This is a genomic window from Nocardia sp. NPDC050793 (genome assembly GCF_040654065.1).
Classification (GTDB): Bacteria; Actinomycetota; Actinomycetes; order Mycobacteriales; family Mycobacteriaceae; genus Nocardia.
In genome coordinates this window covers 104,333-125,887 of sequence record NZ_JBFAHG010000012.1, presented here as the reverse complement: position 1 = coordinate 125,887, position 21,555 = coordinate 104,333, and the positions used below count along the sequence as shown (strand labels likewise).

Annotated in this window: 21 protein-coding genes; 9 read left to right on the top strand and 12 right to left on the bottom strand. The window is 69.3% G+C overall.

What is annotated here, in order from left to right; all coding sequences use genetic code 11:
- Positions 1–132 precede the first annotated feature (132 nt).
- The 8 genes from AB0H50_RS31135 to AB0H50_RS31100 form a co-directional block, all read right to left on the bottom strand.
- On the bottom strand, positions 133–603 hold the full coding sequence (locus AB0H50_RS31135; protein WP_357459658.1) for a DUF4189 domain-containing protein: 471 nt from the start codon (positions 601–603) through the stop codon (positions 133–135).
- Positions 604–735: 132 nt separating this feature from the next.
- Complete coding sequence (locus AB0H50_RS31130) at positions 736–1,107, bottom strand: metal-sulfur cluster assembly factor (RefSeq protein WP_357459656.1); 372 nt, start codon at positions 1,105–1,107, stop codon at positions 736–738.
- The gene (sufU, locus tag AB0H50_RS31125) at positions 1,100–1,597 is read right to left on the bottom strand and encodes a Fe-S cluster assembly sulfur transfer protein SufU (protein WP_357459654.1); all 498 of its coding nucleotides are present in this window, start codon (positions 1,595–1,597) and stop codon (positions 1,100–1,102) included. Before sufU ends, AB0H50_RS31130 begins: the two co-directional genes overlap by 8 nt.
- 3 nt (positions 1,598–1,600) lie before the next feature.
- The gene (locus AB0H50_RS31120) at positions 1,601–2,854 is read right to left on the bottom strand and encodes a cysteine desulfurase (RefSeq protein WP_357459651.1); all 1,254 of its coding nucleotides are present in this window, start codon (positions 2,852–2,854) and stop codon (positions 1,601–1,603) included.
- 1 nt (position 2,855) lies between these two features.
- Positions 2,856–3,632: a Fe-S cluster assembly ATPase SufC gene (gene sufC / locus AB0H50_RS31115; protein ID WP_357459648.1), complete on the bottom strand. Its 777-nt coding sequence runs from the start codon at positions 3,630–3,632 to the stop codon at positions 2,856–2,858.
- A 32-nt stretch (positions 3,633–3,664) separates the two neighbouring features.
- On the bottom strand, positions 3,665–4,843 hold the full coding sequence (gene sufD / locus AB0H50_RS31110) for a Fe-S cluster assembly protein SufD (RefSeq protein ID WP_357459645.1): 1,179 nt from the start codon (positions 4,841–4,843) through the stop codon (positions 3,665–3,667).
- Positions 4,843–6,279 carry a Fe-S cluster assembly protein SufB gene (sufB, locus tag AB0H50_RS31105; RefSeq protein ID WP_357459642.1) on the bottom strand — a complete coding sequence of 479 codons (1,437 nt, stop codon included), beginning with the start codon at positions 6,277–6,279 and terminating at the stop codon, positions 4,843–4,845. The genes sufD and sufB overlap by 1 nt, the downstream gene beginning before the upstream one ends.
- Positions 6,276–7,088, bottom strand: a complete 813-nt coding sequence (locus AB0H50_RS31100) for a metalloregulator ArsR/SmtB family transcription factor (protein WP_357459639.1) — start codon at positions 7,086–7,088, stop codon at positions 6,276–6,278. The genes sufB and AB0H50_RS31100 overlap by 4 nt, the downstream gene beginning before the upstream one ends.
- A gap of 457 nt (positions 7,089–7,545) precedes the next feature.
- On the opposite strand from AB0H50_RS31100, the gene mptB reads away from it, so the two are divergent.
- The 4 genes from mptB to AB0H50_RS31080 all read left to right on the top strand — a co-directional run bounded on the left by mptB (position 7,546) and on the right by AB0H50_RS31080 (position 11,988).
- On the top strand, positions 7,546–9,228 hold the full coding sequence (gene mptB / locus AB0H50_RS31095; protein WP_357459637.1) for a polyprenol phosphomannose-dependent alpha 1,6 mannosyltransferase MptB: 1,683 nt from the start codon (positions 7,546–7,548) through the stop codon (positions 9,226–9,228).
- On the top strand, positions 9,225–10,157 hold the full coding sequence (locus AB0H50_RS31090; RefSeq protein ID WP_357459634.1) for an ABC transporter ATP-binding protein: 933 nt from the start codon (positions 9,225–9,227) through the stop codon (positions 10,155–10,157). Before mptB ends, AB0H50_RS31090 begins: the two co-directional genes overlap by 4 nt.
- Positions 10,154–10,945, top strand: coding sequence for an ABC transporter permease (locus tag AB0H50_RS31085; protein WP_357459631.1), 792 nt, complete (start codon positions 10,154–10,156; stop codon positions 10,943–10,945). Before AB0H50_RS31090 ends, AB0H50_RS31085 begins: the two co-directional genes overlap by 4 nt.
- Positions 10,946–11,016: 71 nt before the next feature.
- On the top strand, positions 11,017–11,988 hold the full coding sequence (locus AB0H50_RS31080) for a heme A synthase (RefSeq protein ID WP_357459629.1): 972 nt from the start codon (positions 11,017–11,019) through the stop codon (positions 11,986–11,988).
- Between the two features lie 25 nt (positions 11,989–12,013).
- On the opposite strand, the gene AB0H50_RS31075 is transcribed toward AB0H50_RS31080, so the two are convergent.
- Positions 12,014–12,229, bottom strand: a complete 216-nt coding sequence (locus AB0H50_RS31075; RefSeq protein ID WP_357459626.1) for a hypothetical protein — start codon at positions 12,227–12,229, stop codon at positions 12,014–12,016.
- 103 nt (positions 12,230–12,332) lie between these two features.
- Here AB0H50_RS31075 and AB0H50_RS31070 point away from each other — a divergent pair, with 103 nt between their 5' ends.
- Positions 12,333–13,220, top strand: coding sequence for a universal stress protein (locus AB0H50_RS31070; RefSeq protein WP_357459623.1), 888 nt, complete (start codon positions 12,333–12,335; stop codon positions 13,218–13,220).
- A gap of 19 nt (positions 13,221–13,239) precedes the next feature.
- Here the strand turns inward: AB0H50_RS31070 and AB0H50_RS31065 are convergent, their stop codons facing one another.
- A complete protein-coding gene (locus AB0H50_RS31065; protein WP_357400844.1) occupies positions 13,240–13,596 on the bottom strand; it encodes a hypothetical protein in 357 nt (118 codons plus the stop codon).
- Between the two features lie 62 nt (positions 13,597–13,658).
- Here AB0H50_RS31065 and AB0H50_RS31060 point away from each other — a divergent pair, with 62 nt between their 5' ends.
- Positions 13,659–14,624, top strand: a complete 966-nt coding sequence (locus AB0H50_RS31060; protein ID WP_357459621.1) for a quinone oxidoreductase — start codon at positions 13,659–13,661, stop codon at positions 14,622–14,624.
- A gap of 111 nt (positions 14,625–14,735) precedes the next feature.
- Here the strand turns inward: AB0H50_RS31060 and AB0H50_RS31055 are convergent, their stop codons facing one another.
- Entirely contained in the window at positions 14,736–15,338 is a 603-nt protein-coding gene (locus AB0H50_RS31055) for a TetR/AcrR family transcriptional regulator (protein WP_357459620.1), read from the bottom strand.
- 84 nt (positions 15,339–15,422) lie between these two features.
- Between AB0H50_RS31055 and AB0H50_RS31050 the strand changes: the two genes are divergently transcribed.
- Positions 15,423–16,847: an FAD-dependent monooxygenase gene (locus tag AB0H50_RS31050; RefSeq protein ID WP_357459618.1), complete on the top strand. Its 1,425-nt coding sequence runs from the start codon at positions 15,423–15,425 to the stop codon at positions 16,845–16,847.
- A 63-nt stretch (positions 16,848–16,910) separates the two neighbouring features.
- Here the strand turns inward: AB0H50_RS31050 and AB0H50_RS31045 are convergent, their stop codons facing one another.
- A complete protein-coding gene (locus AB0H50_RS31045; RefSeq protein WP_357459874.1) occupies positions 16,911–17,804 on the bottom strand; it encodes a heme o synthase in 894 nt (297 codons plus the stop codon).
- Between the two features lie 464 nt (positions 17,805–18,268).
- Here AB0H50_RS31045 and tkt point away from each other — a divergent pair, with 464 nt between their 5' ends.
- Together tkt and tal are read left to right on the top strand one after the other, a co-directional pair.
- Positions 18,269–20,410 carry a transketolase gene (gene tkt / locus AB0H50_RS31040; protein ID WP_357459615.1) on the top strand — a complete coding sequence of 714 codons (2,142 nt, stop codon included), beginning with the start codon at positions 18,269–18,271 and terminating at the stop codon, positions 20,408–20,410.
- Positions 20,411–20,416: 6 nt separating this feature from the next.
- Entirely contained in the window at positions 20,417–21,553 is a 1,137-nt protein-coding gene (tal, locus tag AB0H50_RS31035; RefSeq protein ID WP_357459612.1) for a transaldolase, read from the top strand.
- Positions 21,554–21,555: the final 2 nt, after the last annotated feature.

Sequence of the window (21,555 nt, the reverse complement as noted above, 5' to 3'; positions counted from 1 at the left end):
GTACAGAAATACGTCGGCTCCGCGCACGATATTCGCGAATCGAAATCCCCGATCTGCGAACGCACATGGTTCGAAAACGCGAGCGGGCCCGGACCCCGCGTGGGGATCCGGGCCCGGAATCTCACCGACGAATCAGCGTGCGTTCGACGTGCAGACGACCTCGACGACCTGCGCACCACTCAGGTTGGCAGAACCGACGTTGGCGAGCTGCGCCGTGGGGGTCATCTCCGCGAGCCGCTGGTAAGCGGCACGCTCGGCCTCCGCCCGGTTCGGACCGGACGCCGCGGCAACCCCTTCGTTGCTCTCCACCAGCGCACCGCAACCGTTCGCCCACGAGGCGAGCACCTCGCAGTCGGCGGCGCCGCAGTTGCCGACCGCCTCGGCGACGGCGTCGTCGAAGCTGGCTGCATTCGCGCTCACTCCGTACACCCAGGAGCCACCGCTCACCGCGATCGCCGCGTGCAGGCTCGCCGCGTTCGCCGACCCCGCACCCAGAACCGACCCCACCGCAAGACCGGTCAACGCGACGGCGAAGCCGACCCTACCCAAAAATTTCATCGAAGATCTTTCTCTTGAAACGGCTCCGTTATCGGAGTCGAACAATCATCGCCGATCTTGTCGAATTCGTCCAAAACGCAAGTCGGACAATGGACGGGCGGGCATACGGATCGGGCCCGGATCACGCGGATCCGGGCCCGATATCGAACGACAGCGCAGTGAAAAGCGCAGGTATTTCTACACCGTGAAGCCGAGGGCGCGCAGCTGCTCGCGACCGTCCTCGGTGATCTTGTCCGGACCCCACGGCGGCATCCAGACCCAGTTGATCTCGAGATCCTCGACCAGACCGCTGCGGACAAGGGCGTTGCGGGACTGGTCCTCGATGACGTCGGTGAGCGGGCAGGCCGCCGAGGTGAGCGTCATGTCGAGCTTGGCGATCTCGTTCTCGACCTTGATGCCGTAGACCAAGCCGAGGTCGACGACGTTGATGCCGAGTTCGGGGTCGACGACGTCGCGCATCGCCTCCTCGATGTCCTCGAGGTGCTTGACCTCCTCGGCCGAAAGCTCGATCTGCTCGGCCGATTCCGTCGCCGGTGTCGTCTCACTCATGACGTTCCCCATTCTTCGGCAGGGCGCTGCCCATCGTGCGCTTGATCTCTTCCGCGGAGGTTATCCGGACCACGGCGTCCTTGAACGCCATCCAGCCCAGCAACGCGCACTTGACCCGCGCCGGGTACTTCGACACGCCCGCCAGCGCGATGCCGTCGCCGATCATGTCCTCGTCGCCCTCGACGGTGCCGCGGCTGGAGATCATCTCGTTGTAGGCGTCGACGACCTTCAGCGCCTGCTGCACCGGCAGCCCGATCACCTGGTCGGTGAGGATCGACGTGGCGGCCTGGCTGATCGAACAGCCCTGACCGTCGTAGGAGACGTCGGCGACGTCGCCGTTGTCGTCCAGCTGGACGCGCAAGGTCACCTCGTCACCGCACGTCGGGTTGACGTGGTGCACCTCGGCACCGTACGGCTCCCGCAGCCCGCGGTGGTGCGGGTGCTTGTAGTGGTCCAGGATCACTTCCTGGTACATCTGCTCCATGCGCATGGTCTATGCAACCCCGAAGAAGCGCTGAGCCTTCCGCACCGCGGCGATCAGCGCGTCCACCTCGTCGAGGGTGTTGTAGACCGCGAACGAGGCCCGCGCGGTGGCGGGAACGCCCATCCTGCGCATCAGTGGCCACGCGCAGTGGTGGCCGACCCGGATCGCAACGCCTTCGTCGTCCAGAATCTGTCCGACGTCGTGCGCGTGGATGCCGTCGACCAGGAACGACACCGCGCCGCCGCGGTCCACGTTCTCGGTGGGTCCGACGATGCGCACGCCGTCGATCGCGCCGAGACCCTCGAGCGTGGCGCCGACCAGCATGTGCTCATGGGCCGCAATGGCTTCCATGCCGATCTCGTCGAGATACCGCACCGCGGCGCCCAATCCGACCACCTGCGAGGTCATCGGCACGCCAGCCTCGAACCGCTGCGGCGGCGGGGCGTAGGTGCTGACCTCCATGGTGACCGTCTCGATCATCGAGCCGCCGGTGATGAACGGCGGGGTCTCCTCGAGCAGCGCGCGACGGCCGTAGAGCACGCCGACGCCGGACGGTCCGAGCATCTTGTGCCCGGAGAACGCGGCGAAATCGACGCCGAGCTCACGCAAGTTCACCGGCATGTGCGGCACCGACTGGCAGGCGTCGAGGACCACGAGCGCGCCGACTTCCTTTGCGCGGCGCACCATTTCGGTCACGTCGGCGACCGCGCCCGTCACGTTCGACTGGTGCGTGAACGCGACGACCTTGGTGGCGGGCGACAATTCGAGCGAATCGAGATCGATCCGGCCGTCGTCGGTGATGCCGTACCACTTCAGCGTGGCACCGGTGCGCCGCGCGAGTTCCTGCCAGGGAACGAGATTCGCGTGATGCTCCAGCTCGGTGATGACGATCTCGTCGCCGGGTCCGACGTGGTACGGGAACCGGTCGTCGGCGAACGAGTAGGTCACCAGGTTCAGCGACTCGGTCGCGTTCTTGGTGAACACGATCTCGTCGGCGTCGACGCCGACGAACCGGCCGATGTCGGCCCTGGCGCCCTCGTAGGCGTCGGTCGCCTCCTCCGCCAGCTGGTGCGCGCCGCGGTGCACCGCGGAATTGCTCTCGGTCAGGAACCGCCGTTCCGCGTCCAGCACCGCGAGCGGCCGCTGCGAGGTCGCGCCGGAGTCCAGGTACACCAACGGTTTCCCGTCCCGGACCGTGCGGCTCAGGATCGGGAAGTCGGCCCGGATGCGGGCGACGTCGAGGGTGCGGACCGTAGCGGTCATGTCAGGCTCCAGCGGTAGCAGCGGTCGTGAAGCGGACGTAGCCGTTGGCGTCGAGTTCCTCGGCCAGTTCGGGGCCCCCCTCGGCGACGATGCGGCCGCCGACGAAGACGTGCACGAACTGCGGCTGGATGTAGCGCAGGATGCGGGTGTAGTGGGTGATCAGCAGCACGCCACCCTCCTCGCGCTCCTTGTAGCGGTTGACACCCTCGGAGACGATGCGCAGCGCGTCGACGTCCAGACCGGAGTCGGTCTCGTCCAGGATGGCGATCTTCGGCTTGAGCAGGCCGAGCTGCAGGATCTCGTGCCGCTTCTTCTCACCGCCGGAGAAGCCCTCGTTCACGCTGCGATCGGCGAAGGCGGCGTCGATCTCGAGCTCGTTCATCGACTCCTTCACCTCCTTGACCCAGGTGCGCAGCTTGGGGGCCTCGCCGCGGACCGAGGTGGCGGCGGTGCGCAGGAAGTTCGACATCGAGACGCCGGGCACCTCGACCGGGTACTGCATGGCCAGGAACAGGCCCGCACGCGCGCGCTCGTCGACCGACATCTCGAGCACGTCCTCGCCGTCGAGGGTGATCGAGCCGGAGGTCACCGTGTACTTCGGGTGGCCCGCGATCGCGTAGGACAGGGTCGACTTGCCGGAGCCGTTGGGGCCCATGATCGCGTGCGTCTCGCCCGACTTCACGGTCAGGTTGACGCCCTTGAGGATCTTGATGGGCTCGCCGGTCTCGTCGGGGTTGGCGACCTCGACGTGCAGGTCCTTGATTTCCAGGGTGGTCATGGAGTTCCTTTGCGGGGTAAGAGTTTCGGTGTTCAGACGCCGATCGCGGCGAGCTCGGCCTCGATGGCCGTCTCGAGCCGCTCCCGGACCTCGGGAACCGCGATCTTCTGGATGATCTCGTGGAAGAAGCCGCGCACCACCAGTCGGCGGGCGGCGTCCTCGGGGATGCCGCGGGCACGCAGGTAGAACAGCTGCTCGTCGTCGAAACGGCCGGTGGCCGAGGCGTGCCCGGCGCCGAGGATCTCGCCGGTCTCGATCTCCAGGTTCGGCACCGAGTCGGCGCGGGCGCCGTCGGTGAGCACCAGGTTGCGGTTCACCTCGAAGGTGTCGGTGCCTTCGGCGGCCGCGCGGATCAGCACGTCGCCGATCCAGACCGTGCGGGCGTCGCCCTTCGGCGAGTGAGGGTCGCCCTGTAGCGCTCCCTTGTACAGCACGTTCGACTTGCAGTGCGGCACCGCGTGATCGACGAGCAGGCGCTGCTCGAAGTGCTGGCCTGCGTCGGCGAAGTAGAGGCCGAGCAGTTCGGCGTCGCCGCCGGGGCCGTCGTACTTCACGGTGCCGGTGAGCCGCACCAGGTCACCGCCCAGGGTGACCGAAGTGTGCCGCAGGGTGGCGTCGCGACCCAGCTTCGCGTGGTGCGCGGTGGCGTGCACGGCGTCGTCGGCCCAGTCCTGGATCGCGACGACGACCAGCTTGGCGCTGTCGCCGAGCACGAATTCCACATTCTCCGCGTAGGTTCCGCTGCCGCGCTGGTCGATGACGACGGTGGCGACGGCGAAGTTCCCGAGCCGGACCTGCAGGTGACCGTAGGCGGTCTTGCCCTCGCCCGGACCGGTGATGGTGACGGTGACCGGCTCGGCCACTTCGGTTTCCGAGCCGACCGACACGATGGTGGCCTGTTCGAATCCGGAGTACGCCTGCGCCGCAACACGATCCGAGGGAACACCGGCCTCGCCGAGGCGCACGTCGGCGCGCTCGACGGTTTCCACCGTGACGCCCTCGACCGGCGCGACCTCGACCTGCGCCTTACCGTCACGGGTTGCGGTGCCGTCGTGCAGGCCGCGCAGGCGGCGCAGCGGAGTGAACCGCCACGCCTCGTCCTTCGCGTGGGGCACTTCGAAGGCGTTCACGTCGAAGGACGTGAAGACCTCTCCCTTGTTGAGCGCGGGCGTACGAGCCTCAGCGGCTACGGCAACGTTCTCGACGGCCATCAGCCGACGGCTCCTTCCATCTGCAGTTCGATCAGGCGATTGAGTTCCAGCGCGTACTCCATCGGGAGTTCCTTGGCGATCGGCTCGACGAAGCCGCGCACCACCATCGCCATCGCCTCGTCCTCGGTGAGGCCGCGGCTCATCAGGTAGAACAACTGGTCCTCGGAGACCTTGGAGACGGTCGCCTCGTGGCCCATGGTGACGTCGTCCTCGCGGATGTCGACGTACGGGTAGGTGTCGGAGCGGCTGATCGTGTCGACCAGCAGCGCGTCACACTTCACCGTCGACTTCGAGCCGTGTGCGCCCTTGTTGACCTGAACGAGGCCGCGGTAGGACGCGCGACCGCCGCCGCGCGCCACCGACTTCGACACGATGGTCGACGAGGTGTGCGGCGCCAGGTGCAGCATCTTCGCGCCGGTGTCCTGGTGCTGGCCCTCACCCGCGAACGCGACCGAGAGGACCTCGCCCTTGGCGTACTCGCCGGTCATCCAGACCGCCGGGTACTTCATGGTGACCTTGGAACCGATGTTGCCGTCGATCCACTCCATGGTCGCGCCCGCCTCGGCCTTGGCCCGCTTGGTGACCAGGTTGTAGACGTTGTTCGACCAGTTCTGGATGGTGGTGTAGCGGCAGCGGCCGCCCTTCTTCACGATGATCTCGACGACCGCGGAGTGCAGCGAGTCGGACTTGTAGATCGGCGCGGTGCAGCCTTCGACGTAGTGCACGTAGGCGCCCTCGTCGACGATGATCAGGGTCCGCTCGAACTGGCCCATGTTCTCGGTGTTGATGCGGAAGTAGGCCTGCAGCGGGATGTCGACGTGCACGCCCGGCGGGACGTAGATGAACGAGCCGCCCGACCACACCGCGGTGTTCAGCGCGGAGAACTTGTTGTCGCCCGCGGGGATCACCGAGCCGAAGTACTCCTGGAAGATCTCCGGGTGCTCGCGCAGGCCGGTGTCGGTGTCCAGGAAGATCACGCCCTGGGCCTCCAGGTCCTCACGGATCTGGTGGTAGACGACCTCGGATTCGTACTGCGCGGCGACGCCCGCGACCAGCCGCTGCTTCTCCGCCTCGGGGATGCCCAGCTTGTCGTAGGTGTTCTTGATGTCCTCGGGCAGGTCTTCCCAGCTCTCGGCCTGCTTCTCGGTCGAGCGCACGAAGTACTTGATGTTGTCGAAGTCGATGCCGTCGAGGTTGGAGCCCCAGTGCGGCATGGGCTTGCGGTCGAAGATGCGCAGCGCCTTCAGCCGCTGCTCGAGCATCCACGGCTCTTCGTTCTTCTTGGCCGAGATGTCGCGGACGACAGCCTCGGACAGACCTCGTTGCGCGCTGGCGCCGGCCTCATCCGAATCGGCCCAGCCGTAACCGTAGTTACCCAGCGAGGCGATGGTCTCTTCCTGGGTGAGCGGTTGCACCTGGTCGGTGGTCGTCGTCATTCGGCACTCCTTCCGGAGTCGTTCGTTCGTACCGTCGCGGGCTGTGCGGCGGCTTGGGGTGCGGCTTTCGAAGTGGTGATCGGCAGTACGAGCAGCGGCACGTGCGTGGTGCACGCGCAATCGCCGTTGGCGATCGTCGCGAGCCGCTGGACGTGGGTGCCCAGCAGATCGCGGAACGCCTCGAGTTCGGCCGCGCACAGCTGGGGGAATTCCTCGGCGACGTGCGCGACCGGGCAGTGGTGCTGGCAGATCTGCACGCCCGTGCCCACCTTGCGGGTGGTCGCGGCGAATCCGGCGTCGGTGAACGCCTCGGCGATCTCCTCGGCCTTGGCCTCGGTGGTCTCCGGGGTGTGCTCCCCGACGGGTTCGATCCCGGCCACGATAGTGCGTGCCCGTTTGCGCGCGAAGTCGGTGATGGCCTGGTCGCCGCCGATCTCACCGAGCTGGCGGATCGCCGCGCCCGCGAGGTCGTCGTAAGCGTGCCCGAGCTTGCCGCGACCGGTCGCGGTCAGCTGATATTGCTTGGCGGGACGGCCACGCCCCTTCTGCTGCCACGGCGCGGATCGGCTGGCTCTCGCCTGCCCGGAATCGATGAGCGCGTCCAAGTGGCGACGCACGCCTGCCGGGGCGAGACCCAGCTTGTTGCCGATCGCCGTCGCGGTGATCGGCCCCTCCTCCAGGAGCAGCTGGACGATCGCGGCGCGGGTGTGATGGCCCTCGGCGCCGACCGTGACGACGGCAGCGGACGACGCGGCGCCGGCCTTGCGACCGGTCCTCTCGTCGTTCTTCCGCAAACCCACGGTTTTCACAACATCAGTGTGGCGGAATTCGTTCCCGAAATCTAATAAGGGTGCCCTGAGTAGAACGGGCTCCGACCTGCGTCATCGAGGCGGCGGTCCGCCGTCACACCGGCCACCCACTCACTCCGCCGGGTACGCCGAGGCGGCCCATCGGCAGCCAGATCTCGGCCGCCACGCCGCCTACCTCGCGATTTCCCGAGCGCGCTCGCCGCAGGACGTTTCGGCCGCCCCGGCCGGTCGCGATCCGGGCGCACCTCTCCGATTCGGCGCTCGAACCGGCTGCGACATTGGCCACAGTCCGCCGAAAGCCCTCCCGCGAGACCGCGTCGACGCAGGTTTTCGAACCGGACGAACGGCTGAGGCGGCGACCGGGGCCTATTCCTCCAGACGTACCTTCGCCTCCGCTCCTGCCATGCGTGGACTGTTGACGGACTTGCGCCCGGCAGCGCCCACTAGGCTGCGTCTCGTGGCGGTACTGGAGGGCGCGCGGCGCAAGGCAGTGACATTCGGGCGCCGGGCACTCGGACTCGACGTGCCCGCTGCCGATCACACCATCGCGGTGTTGCACCGGGACGAGTCCGAGGTGCCCGAACTCGACCGCAAAGAACTGGTCCAGCTCGACCGGATCCGGCTGATGGGCGCGACCGGCACGGTACTGATGGCGATCAGCGCGCTGGGCATCGGCGCGCAGCCGGTGCAGCAGAACCCGACGTCCGGCATGCGCGTGCTCGGAATCTTCGCCAGGGCGCACACCGGGTCGCTGGCCATGTGCATGATCGGCGCCGTGGTGGTGGTGCTCGCATGGCTGCTGCTCGGCCGTTTCGCGGTCGGTGGCATCGGCGGCTCCCCCGTCCACCGGCTGACCCGCTCGCAGCTCGACCGCACCCTGCTGTTGTGGATCGTCCCGCTCAGCGTCGCGCCGCCGCTGTTCAGCAACGACGTGTATTCCTATCTGGCCCAGAGCGAGATCGCCGCGCGCGGCATCGACCCGTACGAGGAGGGCCCGGTCGCGGGCCTCGGCATCGACAACGTCCTCACCAACAACGTCCCGACCATCTGGCGTGACACACCCGCACCGTACGGCCCGCTGTTCCTGTGGATGGGCCGCGGTATCGCCGAATTGACCGGGGACAACATCATTCTCGGTGTCTGGGTGCACCGGGTACTGGCGCTGGCGGGCGTGGCCCTGATCGTCTGGGCACTGCCGCGCCTCTCTGTCCGCTGCGGCGTCGCGGGGGTGAGCGCGCTGTGGCTCGGCGCGGCGAATCCGCTGGTGCTGTTCCACCTGGTCGGCGGCGTGCACAACGACGCGCTGATGATCGGGCTGATGCTGGCGGGCCTCGAGTTCGCGCTGCGGGCGATCGAGGACACCCACCCGTTCGACGGCCGGGCCTACGCCCTGTTGATCGCCGGTGCGTTGCTCATCGCGCTGTCTACGAACGTCAAGATCATCTCGATGCTCGCGATGGGTTTCGTGTGGATGGCGCTCGCCCGCCGCTGGGGCGGCGGCTGGCGGCCCGTGGTGACCGCGGCCGCGATGCTCGGCGCGATAGCGCTCGGCACGACGCTGGTGATCAGCTCGGCCAGCGGGCTCGGCTTCGGGTGGCTGTACACGCTCAACGTCGCCAGCGCGGTGCGCAGCTGGATGTCCCTTCCCACCGCGCTCGGTGTCATCACCGGCTTCGGCGGCGTGCTGCTCGGACTCGGCGACCACACCACCGCCCTGCTCAGCATCACCCGCCCGATCGCCGCCACGGTCGCCGCGTTCGTCACGGTGCGCATGCTCGTGGCCACCGGCACGGGACGCCTGCATCCGGTCGGCGCGCTCGGCGTCGCGCTCGGCGCCATCGTGCTGCTGTTCCCGGTGGTGCAGCCGTGGTACCTGCTGTGGGCGATCGTGCCGCTCGCGGCTTGGGCGACCCGGCCCGTGTTCCGTGTTCCCGCGGTGGCGTTCTCGTCGGTGGTGAGTGTGCTGCAGATGCCGCGCGGCGCCGACCTCGAGGTGTTCCAGATCGTCGGCGCCGCACTCGCGACCGTCATCGTCGGCGTCCTGTTCATCGTGATCACCCGCAACGCCCTGCCGTGGCGCGCTCAGGCGGGGGTGTCGGCTCCGTCACAGCAGCCGACGTCTTACGGTGTCTCTTCGTGACCGCTGCCTCCGGACCCGCCGTTAGCGTCGACGGCGTCGTCAAGCGTTATGGCGAGACCACCGCGGTCGACGGCCTGTCCTTCGATGTCGAACGGGCGCAGGTGCTCGCGCTGCTCGGGCCCAATGGCGCGGGGAAGACGACGACCGTCGAGATGTGCGAGGGCTTCGTGCGCCCGGACGCGGGCTCGGTGCGTGTGCTCGGACTCGATCCGATCGCCGATTCCGACCGGCTGCGGCCCCGCATCGGCGTCATGTTGCAAGGCGGCGGTTCCTATCCCGGCGCACGGGCGGGCGAGATGCTCGATCTGGTCGCGGCGTACTCGGCCGATCCGCTCGACCCGCAGTGGCTGCTGCGAACGCTCGGGCTGCAGGACAATCGCCGCACCCCGTACCGTCGGCTCTCCGGCGGCCAGCAGCAGCGTTTGGCGCTGGCCTGCGCGCTGGTCGGGCGGCCGGAGATCGTCTTCCTCGACGAACCCACCGCGGGCCTGGACGCGCAAGCGCGGCTGATCGTCTGGGAGCTGATCGACGCGCTGCGCCGCGACGGCGTCACCGTCCTGCTCACCACGCACATGATGGACGAGGCCGAACAGCTGGCCGATCAGCTCGTCATCATCGATCACGGACGCATCGTCGCCTCCGGCACGCCCGCCGAGGTCACCGCGCACGGCGCCGCCGGACAGCTGCGCTTCACCGCGCCGCCCAAGCTCGACATGACGCTGTTGAAATCCGCGCTCCCCGAAGGTTTCTCGCCACGGGAGACGTCACCGGGCTCGTACCTGGTTGAGGGCGAGATCGACCCGCAGGTGCTGGCCACCGTGACCGCGTGGTGCGCGCGGATGAACGTGCTGGCCACCGACATCCGGATCGACCAGCGCCGCCTCGAGGACGTCTTCCTGGAACTGACCGGACGGGATCTACGCGGATGAACCAGCCCGACCTGACCGCCAACCGCTTCTCGCCGGGCACCTTCGCGCCCGATCCTCGTCCGACCACCCGCACGGCCATGCTCGCCGCGCAGACCCGGCTCGAGCTGATCCTGTTGCTGCGCAACGGCGAACAGCTGCTGCTCACCATGTTCATCCCGATCACGCTGCTGGTCGGGTTGACGCTGCTGCCGTTCGGCGGTCTCGGCGAGGACCGGGTGGACAAGATCGTGCCCGGCGTGATGATGGTCGCGGTGATGTCCACCGCCTTCACCGGGCAGGCCATCGCCGTCGGTTTCGACCGGCGCTACGGCGCGCTGAAACGCCTCGGCGCCACCCCGCTGCCGCGCTGGGGCATCATCGCGGGCAAGAGCGCCGCGGTGCTGATCGTGGTGGTGCTGCAGGCGATTCTGTTGGGCGCCATCGGTTTCGCGCTCGGCTGGCGGCCGGACGTTCCTGGCCTGTTGCTCGGCTCGGTGGTGATCGCGCTCGGCACCGCGACGTTCGCCGCCATGGGCCTGCTGCTCGGCGGCACGCTGAAGGCGGAGATCGTGCTGGCGCTGGCGAACATCCTGTGGTTCGTCATGCTCGGCATCGCGAGCGTCGTATTCGCCGCCGACGACCTGCACGTCGCGGTGAACGTGCTCGCGCGGCTGGTGCCCTCCGGCGCGCTCGCGGTCACCCTGGAGCACGCGCTGCGCAGCAGCGTCGATTGGTTCGGTCTGGCTGTGCTCGCGGTGTGGGGCGTGGTCTCGGGCGCCCTGGCCGCGCGCTGGTTCCGTTTCGAGTGAACGCCGGTACAAACGACGGTATGTAGTAGTCCGGGTGCGGCGCCCTGATCGCCGGTCGCTACCATCGTTGCGTGTATCGCGCATTCCTGCGACTCGTCGACAAGCTCCCGCTTCCCTCGCTGCGGACGCAGCGGCTGATCGCTCTCGCGGTCCTGCTCACCCAGGCGGGCATCGCGGTGACCGGCTCGATCGTCCGGGTCACCGCCTCCGGTCTCGGCTGCCCGACCTGGCCGCAATGCTTCCCCGGCAGCTTCACCCCGATCGGCGTGTCCGAGGTGGCGGTGCTGCACCAGGCCGTCGAGTTCGGCAACCGGATGCTGACCTTCGTGGTCTCCCTGTTCGCCGGACTGATCGTGCTCGCGGTGACGCGGGCGCGCCGCAGGAACGACGTGCTGCTCTACGCCTGGCTGATGCCAGGCGGCACCGTGCTGCAGGCGGTCATCGGCGGCATCACCGTCCGCACCGGCCTGCTCTGGTGGACCGTCGCGGTGCACCTGCTGGCCTCGATGCTGATGGTGTGGCTGGCCACGGTGCTCTACGCCAAGATCTGCGAACCGGACGACGGCGTCGAGACCGTCCAGGCACCCGCGCCGCTGCGCTGGCTGACGGCGTTGAGCGGCGTCGCGCTGGCCGGCGTCCTGGTCGCGGGCACGCTGGTCACCGCCGCCGGACCGCACGCGGGCGACAAGAGCATCGAACGACCCGTCGCGCGGTTGCAGATCGAGATCGTTACGCTGGTGCACCTGCATTCGCAGCTGCTGGTGGGCTACCTGGCCCTGCTGATCGGCCTCGGCTTCGGGCTCTACGCCGTCGGCATCTCCCGCGCGGTGCGCACCCGCCTGTTCGTGCTGCTCGGCGTCGTGTGCGCGCAAGCGCTGGTCGGCGTCGTCCAGTACTTCACCGACGTGCCGGGCGCGCTGGTCGCCACCCACGTGGGCGGCGCCGCCGCGTGCACCGCCGCGACCGCCGCCCTGTGGGCCGCGTTGCGCACCCGTGAACCGGTGCCCGCCGTCGCGCCCGATCCGGCGGTGCGGTCCGCCTGAGCACCCGCGCGGGAGACGGGGCGGGTCAGACTACCGACGGCCGCGTCAGACTCGACCAGAGCGCATCTCCCTGGGTGACCGCCGCCGCCACCACCTGCCCGAGCCACGAGCCCATGACATCGGCGAACGACGCGTCCGCCGGGATGCCGGTGGCGGCCGCGTAGACCTCGACCCACGCCGCGGGATCAGGGCCAAAAACCGCGCCGCGTGGCTCGGCAGGCGATCCGGCGGCGGCTGCCACGATAAAAGGGAAGAGTGGAGACACAGGGCTGAGATAACGACCACCGAGGAATGACACAGCGTCCGAGAAAGACACAGCGTCGCGACCACCGGAGGGCAGCGAGATGACCAGGTTCGCCAATCAGCAGTCCATAGTCGTCGGCGTGGACGGCAGCCCCGCCGCCCTGGCCGCCGCGCGCTGGGCGGGCGCTGTCGCCGCGCGCCAGGGCGTGCGGTTGGTCGTCCTCAGCATCGTGCCGACCATCGACTATCGGATCACGGCCGCGATCGTCGCCGACGCGGACATCCTGCCGACGCTGCGTTTCGTAGCGAAGAAGCATGCGGGCGCCGCAGTCGACGCGGTGCGCGCCGACCAGCCCGGACTGGAGATCACCGAGACGGTGGTGGAGGGCGTGCCGGGCGACGAACTGGTCGAGGCGAGCGAGACCGCACTGCTGCTGGTGGTGGCCGCCACCGCCGACGATCGGATCACCACCCTGCTGATCGGTTCGACGGCGCTGCGGGTCTCGAACAAAGCGCACTGTCCCGTGGTGGTGTGGCGCGGCGACGTCGACAATCCGCTGCCCGACGAGCGCCCGGTCTTGGTCGGCGTCGACGGTAGTCCCGGCAGCAACGCCGCGGTCGGCCGGGCCTTCGAAATGGCCGCAGTGCTCGGCGTGCGCGTCATCGCACTACACGCCTGGAACGACCCCGATCTGCTGCAGTGGACGCCGGTGCCTGATGCGTGGGAAGTCTTGGCGCAGCAGGAGCGAGAGTTGTTGAGCGAGCGGATCGCCGGATGGTCGAGCCAATACCCGGACCTCCAGGTCGAGAAGCTGGTGCTGCAGAGCCCGGCGACGCGCGCGCTGCTCGACCACGGCGCGGACGCTCAGATGATCGTCACGGGCAGCCAAGGCCGCAACCGGCTCACCGGCCTGCTGCTGGGTTCGACGAGTCAGAACCTGCTGCACCACGCGCCATGCCCGGTGCTGGTGGCCCGCGGCGGGTCCTGAGACCGGGCGGGCCCCCGCATCACTTCTCGTTGCGCGCCTTGGGGAAGCGGGTCTGCTTGGCCACCCAGCCGGCCATCTGCGCCCAGTGGCCCTTGCGCGGAGTGACGACGGAGGTGAGCTCGCGGTCCCACTCGTCGGCCTCGGTCAGGCCGTCGATCACCTCGACCAGGCGCTTGGCGGTCGGCAGGTCGGCGACCACGCGGTCACCGAGGACGCCGTCGGCGCCGACCAGGGTGACGCGCACACCGATGCGGCCGATCGGCTGCAGGACGGCCGTCGCCGAACCGCCGTGATCGGCGAGGAATCCCTTCACCGAGTCCACGAGGGAGCTCGACAGCTTCACGGGGGCCGGGGCGGCGGCGGTCTCAACGCTCATGCACGCGAGTTTACCGACCGGTAAGACGTCGTCCAGACCCGGCGGGTGTAGAACTGAATGTCATGCGCGCCATTCAGGTTTCCGAACACGGTGGTCCCGAGGTCCTGCGGTACACGGAGGCCGACGAGCCGAGTATCGGGCCGGATCAGCTGCTGGTGACCACCGAGGCGATCGGCGTCAACTACATCGATACCTACATCCGCACCGGAACGTATCCGCAGCCGGTGCCGTACGTGCCCGGCTCGGAGGGCACCGGCGTGGTCAGCGCGGTCGGGTCCGGTGTCACCGAGTTCGCGGTGGGCGACCGGGTCGCGTGGGCTGCCGCGCCGGGCAGTTACGCCGAGAAGGTCGCGGTCCCGGCGGCCGTCGCGATCCCGGTGCCGGAGGGCGTCGACCCGCCGGTCGCCGCGTCGGCGCTGCTGCAGGGCATGACCGCGCACTACCTGCTCGAGTCGATCTACCGGCCGGAACCGGGCGAGACGGTGCTCGTGCACGCGGGTGCGGGCGGTGTCGGCCTGATCCTGACTCAGCTGGCCGCGGCACGCGGCGTGCGCGTCATCACGACGGTGTCCTCCGACGAGAAGGAGGCGCTCTCCCGCGAGGCGGGCGCGGCCGAGGTGCTTCGCTACGGCGACGACCTCGCCGACCAGGTCCGCAAGCTGACCGACGGCGTCGGCGTCGCGGCGGTCTACGACGGCGTCGGCAAGTCCACCTTCGACGCGAGCCTCGCGTCGTTGCGCGTCCGCGGCACGCTGGCCCTGTTCGGCGCGGCGAGCGGTCCGGTCCCGCCTTTCGACCCGCAGCGCCTCAACGCGAGCGGTTCGCTGTTCCTGACCCGCCCTTCGCTGGTCCACTACACCCGCGACCGGGCCGAATTGCTCTGGCGCGCGGGCGATATCCTCGCCGCGTTCGCGAACGGGACTCTGCGCATCCGCGTCGGCGCCACCTACCCGCTCGCGGAAGCCGAACGGGCGCACCGCGATCTGGAGGGGCGGAAGACCACCGGTTCGATCGTCCTGCTGCCCTGAGCCGTCCGTCAACGGGGTGTTCGCGCCTTCCTTCGCGCGGCACTCCGCTTCCGGATTTCGTTGTGCACGGCGCATTTCCGGACCGCATCGCGCACCCGATCGGAACGGCCGTCAGTAGTCGCGGCCGGTGAGCCCGCGGTAGACGAAGCGGGTCAGCCCGTCCACGGCCTGTTCGTCGTCCAGGTCGACGGTGCCGTCCTCGACGGCGGCGAGCAGCGCCTGGGTGAGCAGGAACATCATGGCGAGGCTGGCGTCGGGCGTGCTCGGCAGCCGTAGCCCCGCCGCGGCGAAACCGTCCACGTGGTCGGCGATGTCGGCGCGCTGCTCACGCGCGAATTGCCCCATGCGACGGGCGAATTCGGCGTTGACCAGAGCCGCTTGGTCGACCGCTCGCAGCACCCCGACGTGCTCGCGCGCGAATCGCCAATAGCCTTCGATGTGGTACCTGACCGCGTCGGGATCGCTGAAATCCGGTTCGTGGCCTTCCCCTTCGGCGCGCACGTCACCCGCGTCGGCCATATCGCGCAACAGCGCCGAGAGCAGGTCCTCTTTGCTGGCGAAGTGGTTGTAGAAGGAGCCTGCCGCGCGCCCTGCCGCCGCGGTGATGTCGGTGATCTTGGTGTTCAGGTAGCCGCGGTCGGCAAAAACGCGCAGCGCGGCCGCCTTCAGCGCCTGCTCCGTCTCGACCGACCTCTCCTTGCGGTTCGTTGCCACCCGCGCCACCTCCTTGACAGCACAACGTATCAACTCGGATACTGAATTCAGATTCAGTGAATTTCGATTCAGTATGGAGACATCGTGCAGGTACTCATCGCAGGCGCCGGACCCACCGGCCTCACCCTCGCCATCGACCTGGCCCGCCGCGGCGTGCCGGTCCGCCTCGTCGACCAGGCTCCCGAGTTCTTCGCCGGGTCACGCGGCGACGGAATCCAGCCGCGCACGCTCGAGGTGTTCGACGATCTCGGCGTGCTCGACGCGGTGCTCGCGGCGGGCGCACCGGCGCCGGTGATGCGCGCCTACCTGGGCGGCGAGTTCGTCGGCGAGCGCCGGATGGCCGAACCGGTCGCGCCGACGCCCGCGGTCCCCCACCCCAATCTGTGGACGCTCGGGCAGTCGCGGACCGAGGCGATCCTGCGCGACCGATCGGCCGAGCTCGGGGTACGGGTGGAGACCAGCACCGCACTGGTCTCGTTCGAGCAGGACGACTCCGGCGTCACCGCGATCCTCGACCGCGACGGCGTGCGGGAGACCGTGCGCGCGGCGTACCTGGTCGGCGCCGACGGCGGGCGCAGCACCGTGCGCAAGACGCTGGGCATCCCGTTCGAGGGCAGCACCGACGAGTCGCTGCGCATGCTGCTCGGCGACGTCCGCGCCGACGCGCTCGACCACACCTACGGCTACTGGTTCGCCGCCGCGGCCGACCGCCCGATGGAGGGCATCGCCCTCTCACCGCTGCCCGGCGGCAAGCACTTCCAGGTCGCCGCGCCGCTGACCGAGGACGCGGAAGCGGGCCTCGACCTCTTGCAGGACCACGTCGACCGGCACAGCGGCCGCACCGATGTCGTCCTCACCGACCTGACCTGGGTCACCGTCTGGCGGCCGAACATCCGGCTGGCTCGCACCTTCCGCGCGGGGCGGGTGTTTCTCGCAGGAGACGCCGCGCACGCGCACCCGCCCACCGGCGGTCAGGGCATGAACACCGGGATCCAGGATGCCTACAACCTCGGCTGGAAGCTGGCGCGAGCGCTGGACGGCGACGAATCACTGCTCGACAGCTACGAATTCGAGCGGCGAGCGGTGGCGGCCCGCGTGCTCGGCCTCAGCACCGAACTGCTGGACAAACTCGTCGAGGGCGACGAGGACGCCATGTCGCGCGGCGAGGACACCCGCCAGCTGGACATCAGCTATCGCGCCCCAGGCGACCACCGGGTCTCGGCGGTCGGCGACCGCGCGCCCGACGCGCCGGTGAAAGACGCCGACGGGCACGCGATCCGGCTTTTCGACCTGTTCCGCGGACCACACGCGACGCTGCTCTGCTTCGGCGCGACCGGCCCGCTGCCCACCGAACCGGGCGCGCGGAGCTACGCCGTGCTCCGGCCGGGCGCGGCGACCACCGAACCGCACGTGGTGGACGTCGACGGGCACGCCTTCACCGCGTACGCCGCCGCCGAGGGCGAGCACGTCCTGGTTCGCCCGGACGGATACCTCGGCCGTCGCTGCTGATCGCCGCCCGAACGACGAAGGCCGGCGCACCCGCGGTGCGCCGGCCTTCGTCGATCCGAGGGGTCAGCCGAAGAAACTCCCGATGGTGTCCCAGCCGAGGACCGAGTCCACCGCCAGACCGCAGAACACCACGGCCAGGTAGTTGTTCGATTGCAGGAACAGCCGCAGCGGCTTCACCGATTCGCCGCGGCGCACGCCCGCGTACAGCTGGTGCGCCATCAGCAGGAACCAGGCGCCCGCCACCAGCGCCACCGCGGCGTAGAGCACGCCGGTCGCGGGCACCAGGGCCAGCGTGGTGAGCACGGTGAGCCAGGTGTAGACGACGATCTGCTTGGTCACCGTGCGCTCGGTGGCGACGACCGGCAGCATCGGCACGCCCGCCGCGCGGTAGTCCTCCTTGTAGCGCATGGCCAGCGCCCAGGTGTGCGGCGGCGTCCAGAAGAAGATGACGCCGAACAGCGCGATCGCGGGCCAGCCGATACCGCCGGTCACCGCCGACCAGCCGACGAGCGCGGGCATGCAGCCCGCCGCGCCGCCCCACACCACGTTCTGCGAGGTGCGCCGCTTCAGGCCGAGGGTGTAGACGAAGACGTAGAACAGGATGGTCGCGACGACGAGCACGCCGCTGAGCAGGTTCGCCTGCCACCACAGCCACGCGAAGGAGCCGATGCCGAGCGCGACGCCGAACACGAACGCGTGGCGGGTCGGCACCGCGTCCCGCGCCAGCGGGCGCTTGGCGGTGCGCTTCATGACCTTGTCGATATCCGCGTCGGCCACGCAGTTGAGCGTGTTGGCGCTCGCGGCGCCCATCCAGCCACCGAACAGGGTGGCCAGGATCAGCGGCATGTTCACGTCGCTGCCGCGATCGGCGAGCAGCATGGTCGGAATGGTGGCGACGAGCAGCAGCTCGATGACCCGCGGCTTGGTCAGCGCGATGTAGGCGAGCACCCGCCGCATCAGCCGGGACGGCAGGCCGGGACCAGTGAAACGGTCGGCAAGCACCGTCGCGGAGGAGCCGTGTGCGCCATTGCCACCCGGCTGTTGCCCAATCCGCACTGTCTCTCCTCGCACGCTGTGCATCGCATCCGGCAATGGAACGAGCAGCCGGATGTCCGTCCGCCTCGACGCCCCCACAACCGAATGCGGCGCGGCTACTACTACAGAGGATGGTAGACCCCCGCCGACACCGGCTCGCCGCGAGCCCCGCCCAGCGCGAGCCCGCGGAGCGCCGTCCGCCGACTCGCGCCACGCCGGGAGCGCGCTCTCGCGGCGCGCATTGGGCGGGTTCCCGGCATGCCGCTCAGCGGGCACATCTAGGGTGGTTGGGTACACACCCGGTATGCATGACATAGCTGCCGTGTATTCACACCACCACCAGCAACACCGCCGTCGACGAGACCAATGTCAGGAGAACCTCGGTCGTGTCAGTCACAGACGACATCCGCGCGCTCACTCAGCCGAACCACCCGGACGACTGGACGGATCTGGACACCAAGGCCGTCGACACCGTCCGCGTCCTAGCCGCCGACGCGGTGCAGAACACGGGCAACGGCCATCCGGGCACCGCCATGAGCCTGGCTCCGCTTGCCTACACCCTCTACCAGCGCGTGCTGCGCCACGACCCCAGCGACCCCAGCTGGGTCGGCCGGGACCGTTTCGTGCTGTCGTGCGGCCACTCCAGCCTCACCCAGTACATCCAGCTCTACCTCACCGGCTTCGGTCTGGAACTGGACGACCTGAAGAACCTGCGCAAGTGGGGCTCGCTCACCCCCGGCCACCCCGAGTTCCGGCACACCGACGGCGTCGAGATCACCACCGGTCCGCTGGGCCAGGGTCTGGCCTCTGCGGTCGGCATGGCGATGGCGGCGCGCCGCGAGCGGGGTCTGTTCGACCCGGCCGCCGCGCCGGGCACCAGCCCGTTCGACCACTTCGTCTACGTGGTGGCCTCCGACGGCGACCTCGAGGAAGGCGTCACCTCCGAGGCGTCCTCGCTCGCGGGCACCCAGCAGCTGGGCAACCTGGTCGTGATCTACGACGACAACCGCATCTCCATCGAGGACGACACCACCATCGCTTTCACCGAGGACGTCGCCGCGCGCTACGAGGCCTACGGCTGGCACGTGCAGACCGTGCAGGGCGGCGAGGACGTCGTCGCGATCGAGGCCGCCATCGAGGCCGCCAAGGCCGAGACCGGCAAGCCCTCGATCATCGTGCTGCGCACCGTGATCGGCTACCCGGCGCCGAACAAGATGAACACCGGCGCCTCGCACGGCGCTGCGCTCGGCGCGGACGAGGTGGCCGCAACCAAGAAGATCCTCGGCTTCGATCCCGAGCAGAGCTTCCAGGTCGACGACGCCGTCATCGCGCACACCCGCAAGGCCGTCGAGCGCGGTAAGGCGGCGCACGCGGCCTGGCAGCAGCAGTTCGACGCGTGGGCCGCGGCCAACCCGGAGAACAAGGCGCTGTTCGACCGGCTCGCCGAGCGCAGGCTCCCCGAGGGCTGGACCGCCAACCTGCCGGTGCACGAGCCCGACCCCAAGGGCATGGCCACCCGCAAGGCGTCCGGCAAGGTGCTCGCCGCGCTGACCGACGTGCTGCCCGAGCTGTGGGGCGGTTCGGCCGACCTCGCCGAGTCGAACAACACCACGATGCCCGGCCAGCCCAGCTTCGGCCCCGAGTCGATCTCGACCGGCATGTGGAAGGCCAACCCGTACGGCCGCACCCTGCACTTCGGCGTCCGCGAGCACGCCATGGGCTCGATCCTCAACGGCATCGCGCTGCACGGCCCGACCCGCCCGTACGGCGGTACCTTCCTGGTGTTCAGCGACTACATGCGCCCCGCGGTCCGCCTGGCAGCGCTGATGCGGGTGCCCGCGATCTACGTCTGGACGCACGACTCCATCGGCCTCGGCGAGGATGGCCCGACCCACCAGCCGATCGAGCACCTGGCCGCGCTGCGCGCGATCCCGGGCCTGAACGTGGTCCGTCCCGGCGACGCCAACGAGACCACCTACGCCTGGCGCACCATCCTCGAGCGTGAATCGGCCGAGAACGCCTCGCACTTCTCGGTCTCCGAGATGCCGCACCAGGACGGCCCGTCCGCGCTGGCCCTGACCCGCCAGGACCTGCCGATCCAGGAGGGCACCAGCTACGAGGGCGTCGCCAAGGGCGGCTACGTCCTGGCCGAGGCGTCCACCGGCACCCCGCAGGTGATCCTGATCGCCACGGGTTCGGAGCTGCAGCTCGCGGTGGCCGCGCGCACTACGCTGGAGGCGCAGGGCGTCGGCACCCGCGTGGTCTCGATGCCGTGTGTGGAGTGGTTCGACGCGCAGGACAAGGCTTACCGGGACGAGGTGCTTCCGCCCGCGGTCCGCGCGCGCGTCGTCGTCGAGGCCGGTATCGCGATGCCGTGGCACCGGTTCGTCGGTGACGCGGGCGAGATCGTGTCCATCGAGCACTTCGGCGCCTCTGCCGATTACAAGACCCTGTTCCGCGAGTTCGGTATCACCGAAGACGCGGTCGTTGCCGCCGCGCAGCGCACGCTGGACAACGTGAAGGGATAACACCTCATGACACAGAACGAAAACCTCGCCGCGCTCTCCGCGGCGGGCGTCTCGGTGTGGCTCGACGATCTGTCGCGGGACCGGATCCAGTCCGGCAACCTGGCCGAACTGGTCGCCACCCGCAGCGTAGTCGGCGTCACCACCAACCCGACCATCTTCCAGGGCGCGCTCAGCCAGGGCCACGCCTACGACACACAGGTGAAAGCGCTTGCCGCGCAAGGCGCTGACGCCGACGCGGCGATCCGCACCATCACCACCGACGACGTGCGCTCGGCGTGCGACGTGCTGGCCGGGGTGTACGAGTCCTCGGGCGGCGTGGACGGCCGGGTCTCCATCGAGGTCGACCCGCGGCTGGCCTTCGACGCCGAGAAGACCGTCGCGCAGGCCATCGACCTGTGGAAGACGGTGGACCGCCCCAACCTGTTCATCAAGATTCCCGCGACCGAGGCGGGCCTGCCCGCCATCACCGCGGTGATCGCCGAGGGCATCAGCGTAAACGTCACCCTGATCTTCTCGGTGGCGCGCTACCGCTCGGTGATGGGCGCCTACCTGGACGGCCTGCGCAAGGCCAGGGGCGCGGGCTACGACCTGGCCAAGATCCATTCCGTCGCCTCGTTCTTCGTGTCCAGGGTGGACACCGAGATCGACAAGCGGCTGGAGGCGATCGGCTCCGAGGAAGCGCTCGCGCTGCGCGGCAAGGCCGGTGTCGCCAACGCCCGGCTGGCCTACGCGGAGTACCAGGACGTGTTCGACGGCGGCAAGCACACCTCCACCTACGCGCACCTGTCCTCGGCCGGCGCGAACCGGCAACGGCCGCTGTGGGCGTCGACCGGCGTGAAGAACCCGGACTACTCCGACACCCTCTACGTCACCGAGCTGGTCGCCCCGAACACCGTGAACACGCTGCCGGAGAAGACGCTCGAGGCGGTCGCCGATCACGGCGAGATCCGCGGCGACACCGTCCGCGGCACCGCGGCCGAGGCCAAGGAGGTCTTCGACAACCTCGCCGCGGTCGGCATCGACCTCGGCGACGTGTTCGACGTGCTGGAGCGCGAGGGCGTCGACAAGTTCGAGAAGTCGTGGGAGGAGCTGCTTTCCGCCACCGCCGAGGAGTTGGGCGCAGCGTCGGCCGGAAGCATCTGATT

Bases quoted from the DNA above. Each gene is read 5' to 3' on its own strand.
- AB0H50_RS31130 (WP_357459656.1), bottom strand. From the start codon at position 1,107: ATGAGTGAGACGACACCGGCGACGGAATCGGCCGAGCAGATCGAGCTT.
- sufU (WP_357459654.1), bottom strand. From the start codon at position 1,597: ATGCGCATGGAGCAGATGTACCAGGAAGTGATCCTGGACCACTACAAG.
- AB0H50_RS31120 (WP_357459651.1), bottom strand. From the start codon at position 2,854: ATGACCGCTACGGTCCGCACCCTCGACGTCGCCCGCATCCGGGCCGAC.
- sufC (WP_357459648.1), bottom strand. From the start codon at position 3,632: ATGACCACCCTGGAAATCAAGGACCTGCACGTCGAGGTCGCCAACCCC.
- sufD (WP_357459645.1), bottom strand. From the start codon at position 4,843: ATGGCCGTCGAGAACGTTGCCGTAGCCGCTGAGGCTCGTACGCCCGCG.
- sufB (WP_357459642.1), bottom strand. From the start codon at position 6,279: ATGACGACGACCACCGACCAGGTGCAACCGCTCACCCAGGAAGAGACC.
- AB0H50_RS31085 (WP_357459631.1), top strand. From the start codon at position 10,154: ATGAACCAGCCCGACCTGACCGCCAACCGCTTCTCGCCGGGCACCTTC.
- AB0H50_RS31070 (WP_357459623.1), top strand. From the start codon at position 12,333: ATGACCAGGTTCGCCAATCAGCAGTCCATAGTCGTCGGCGTGGACGGC.
- AB0H50_RS31065 (WP_357400844.1), bottom strand. From the start codon at position 13,596: ATGAGCGTTGAGACCGCCGCCGCCCCGGCCCCCGTGAAGCTGTCGAGC.
- AB0H50_RS31060 (WP_357459621.1), top strand. From the start codon at position 13,659: ATGCGCGCCATTCAGGTTTCCGAACACGGTGGTCCCGAGGTCCTGCGG.
- AB0H50_RS31045 (WP_357459874.1), bottom strand. From the start codon at position 17,804: ATGCGGCGGGTGCTCGCCTACATCGCGCTGACCAAGCCGCGGGTCATC.
- tal (WP_357459612.1), top strand. From the start codon at position 20,417: ATGACACAGAACGAAAACCTCGCCGCGCTCTCCGCGGCGGGCGTCTCG.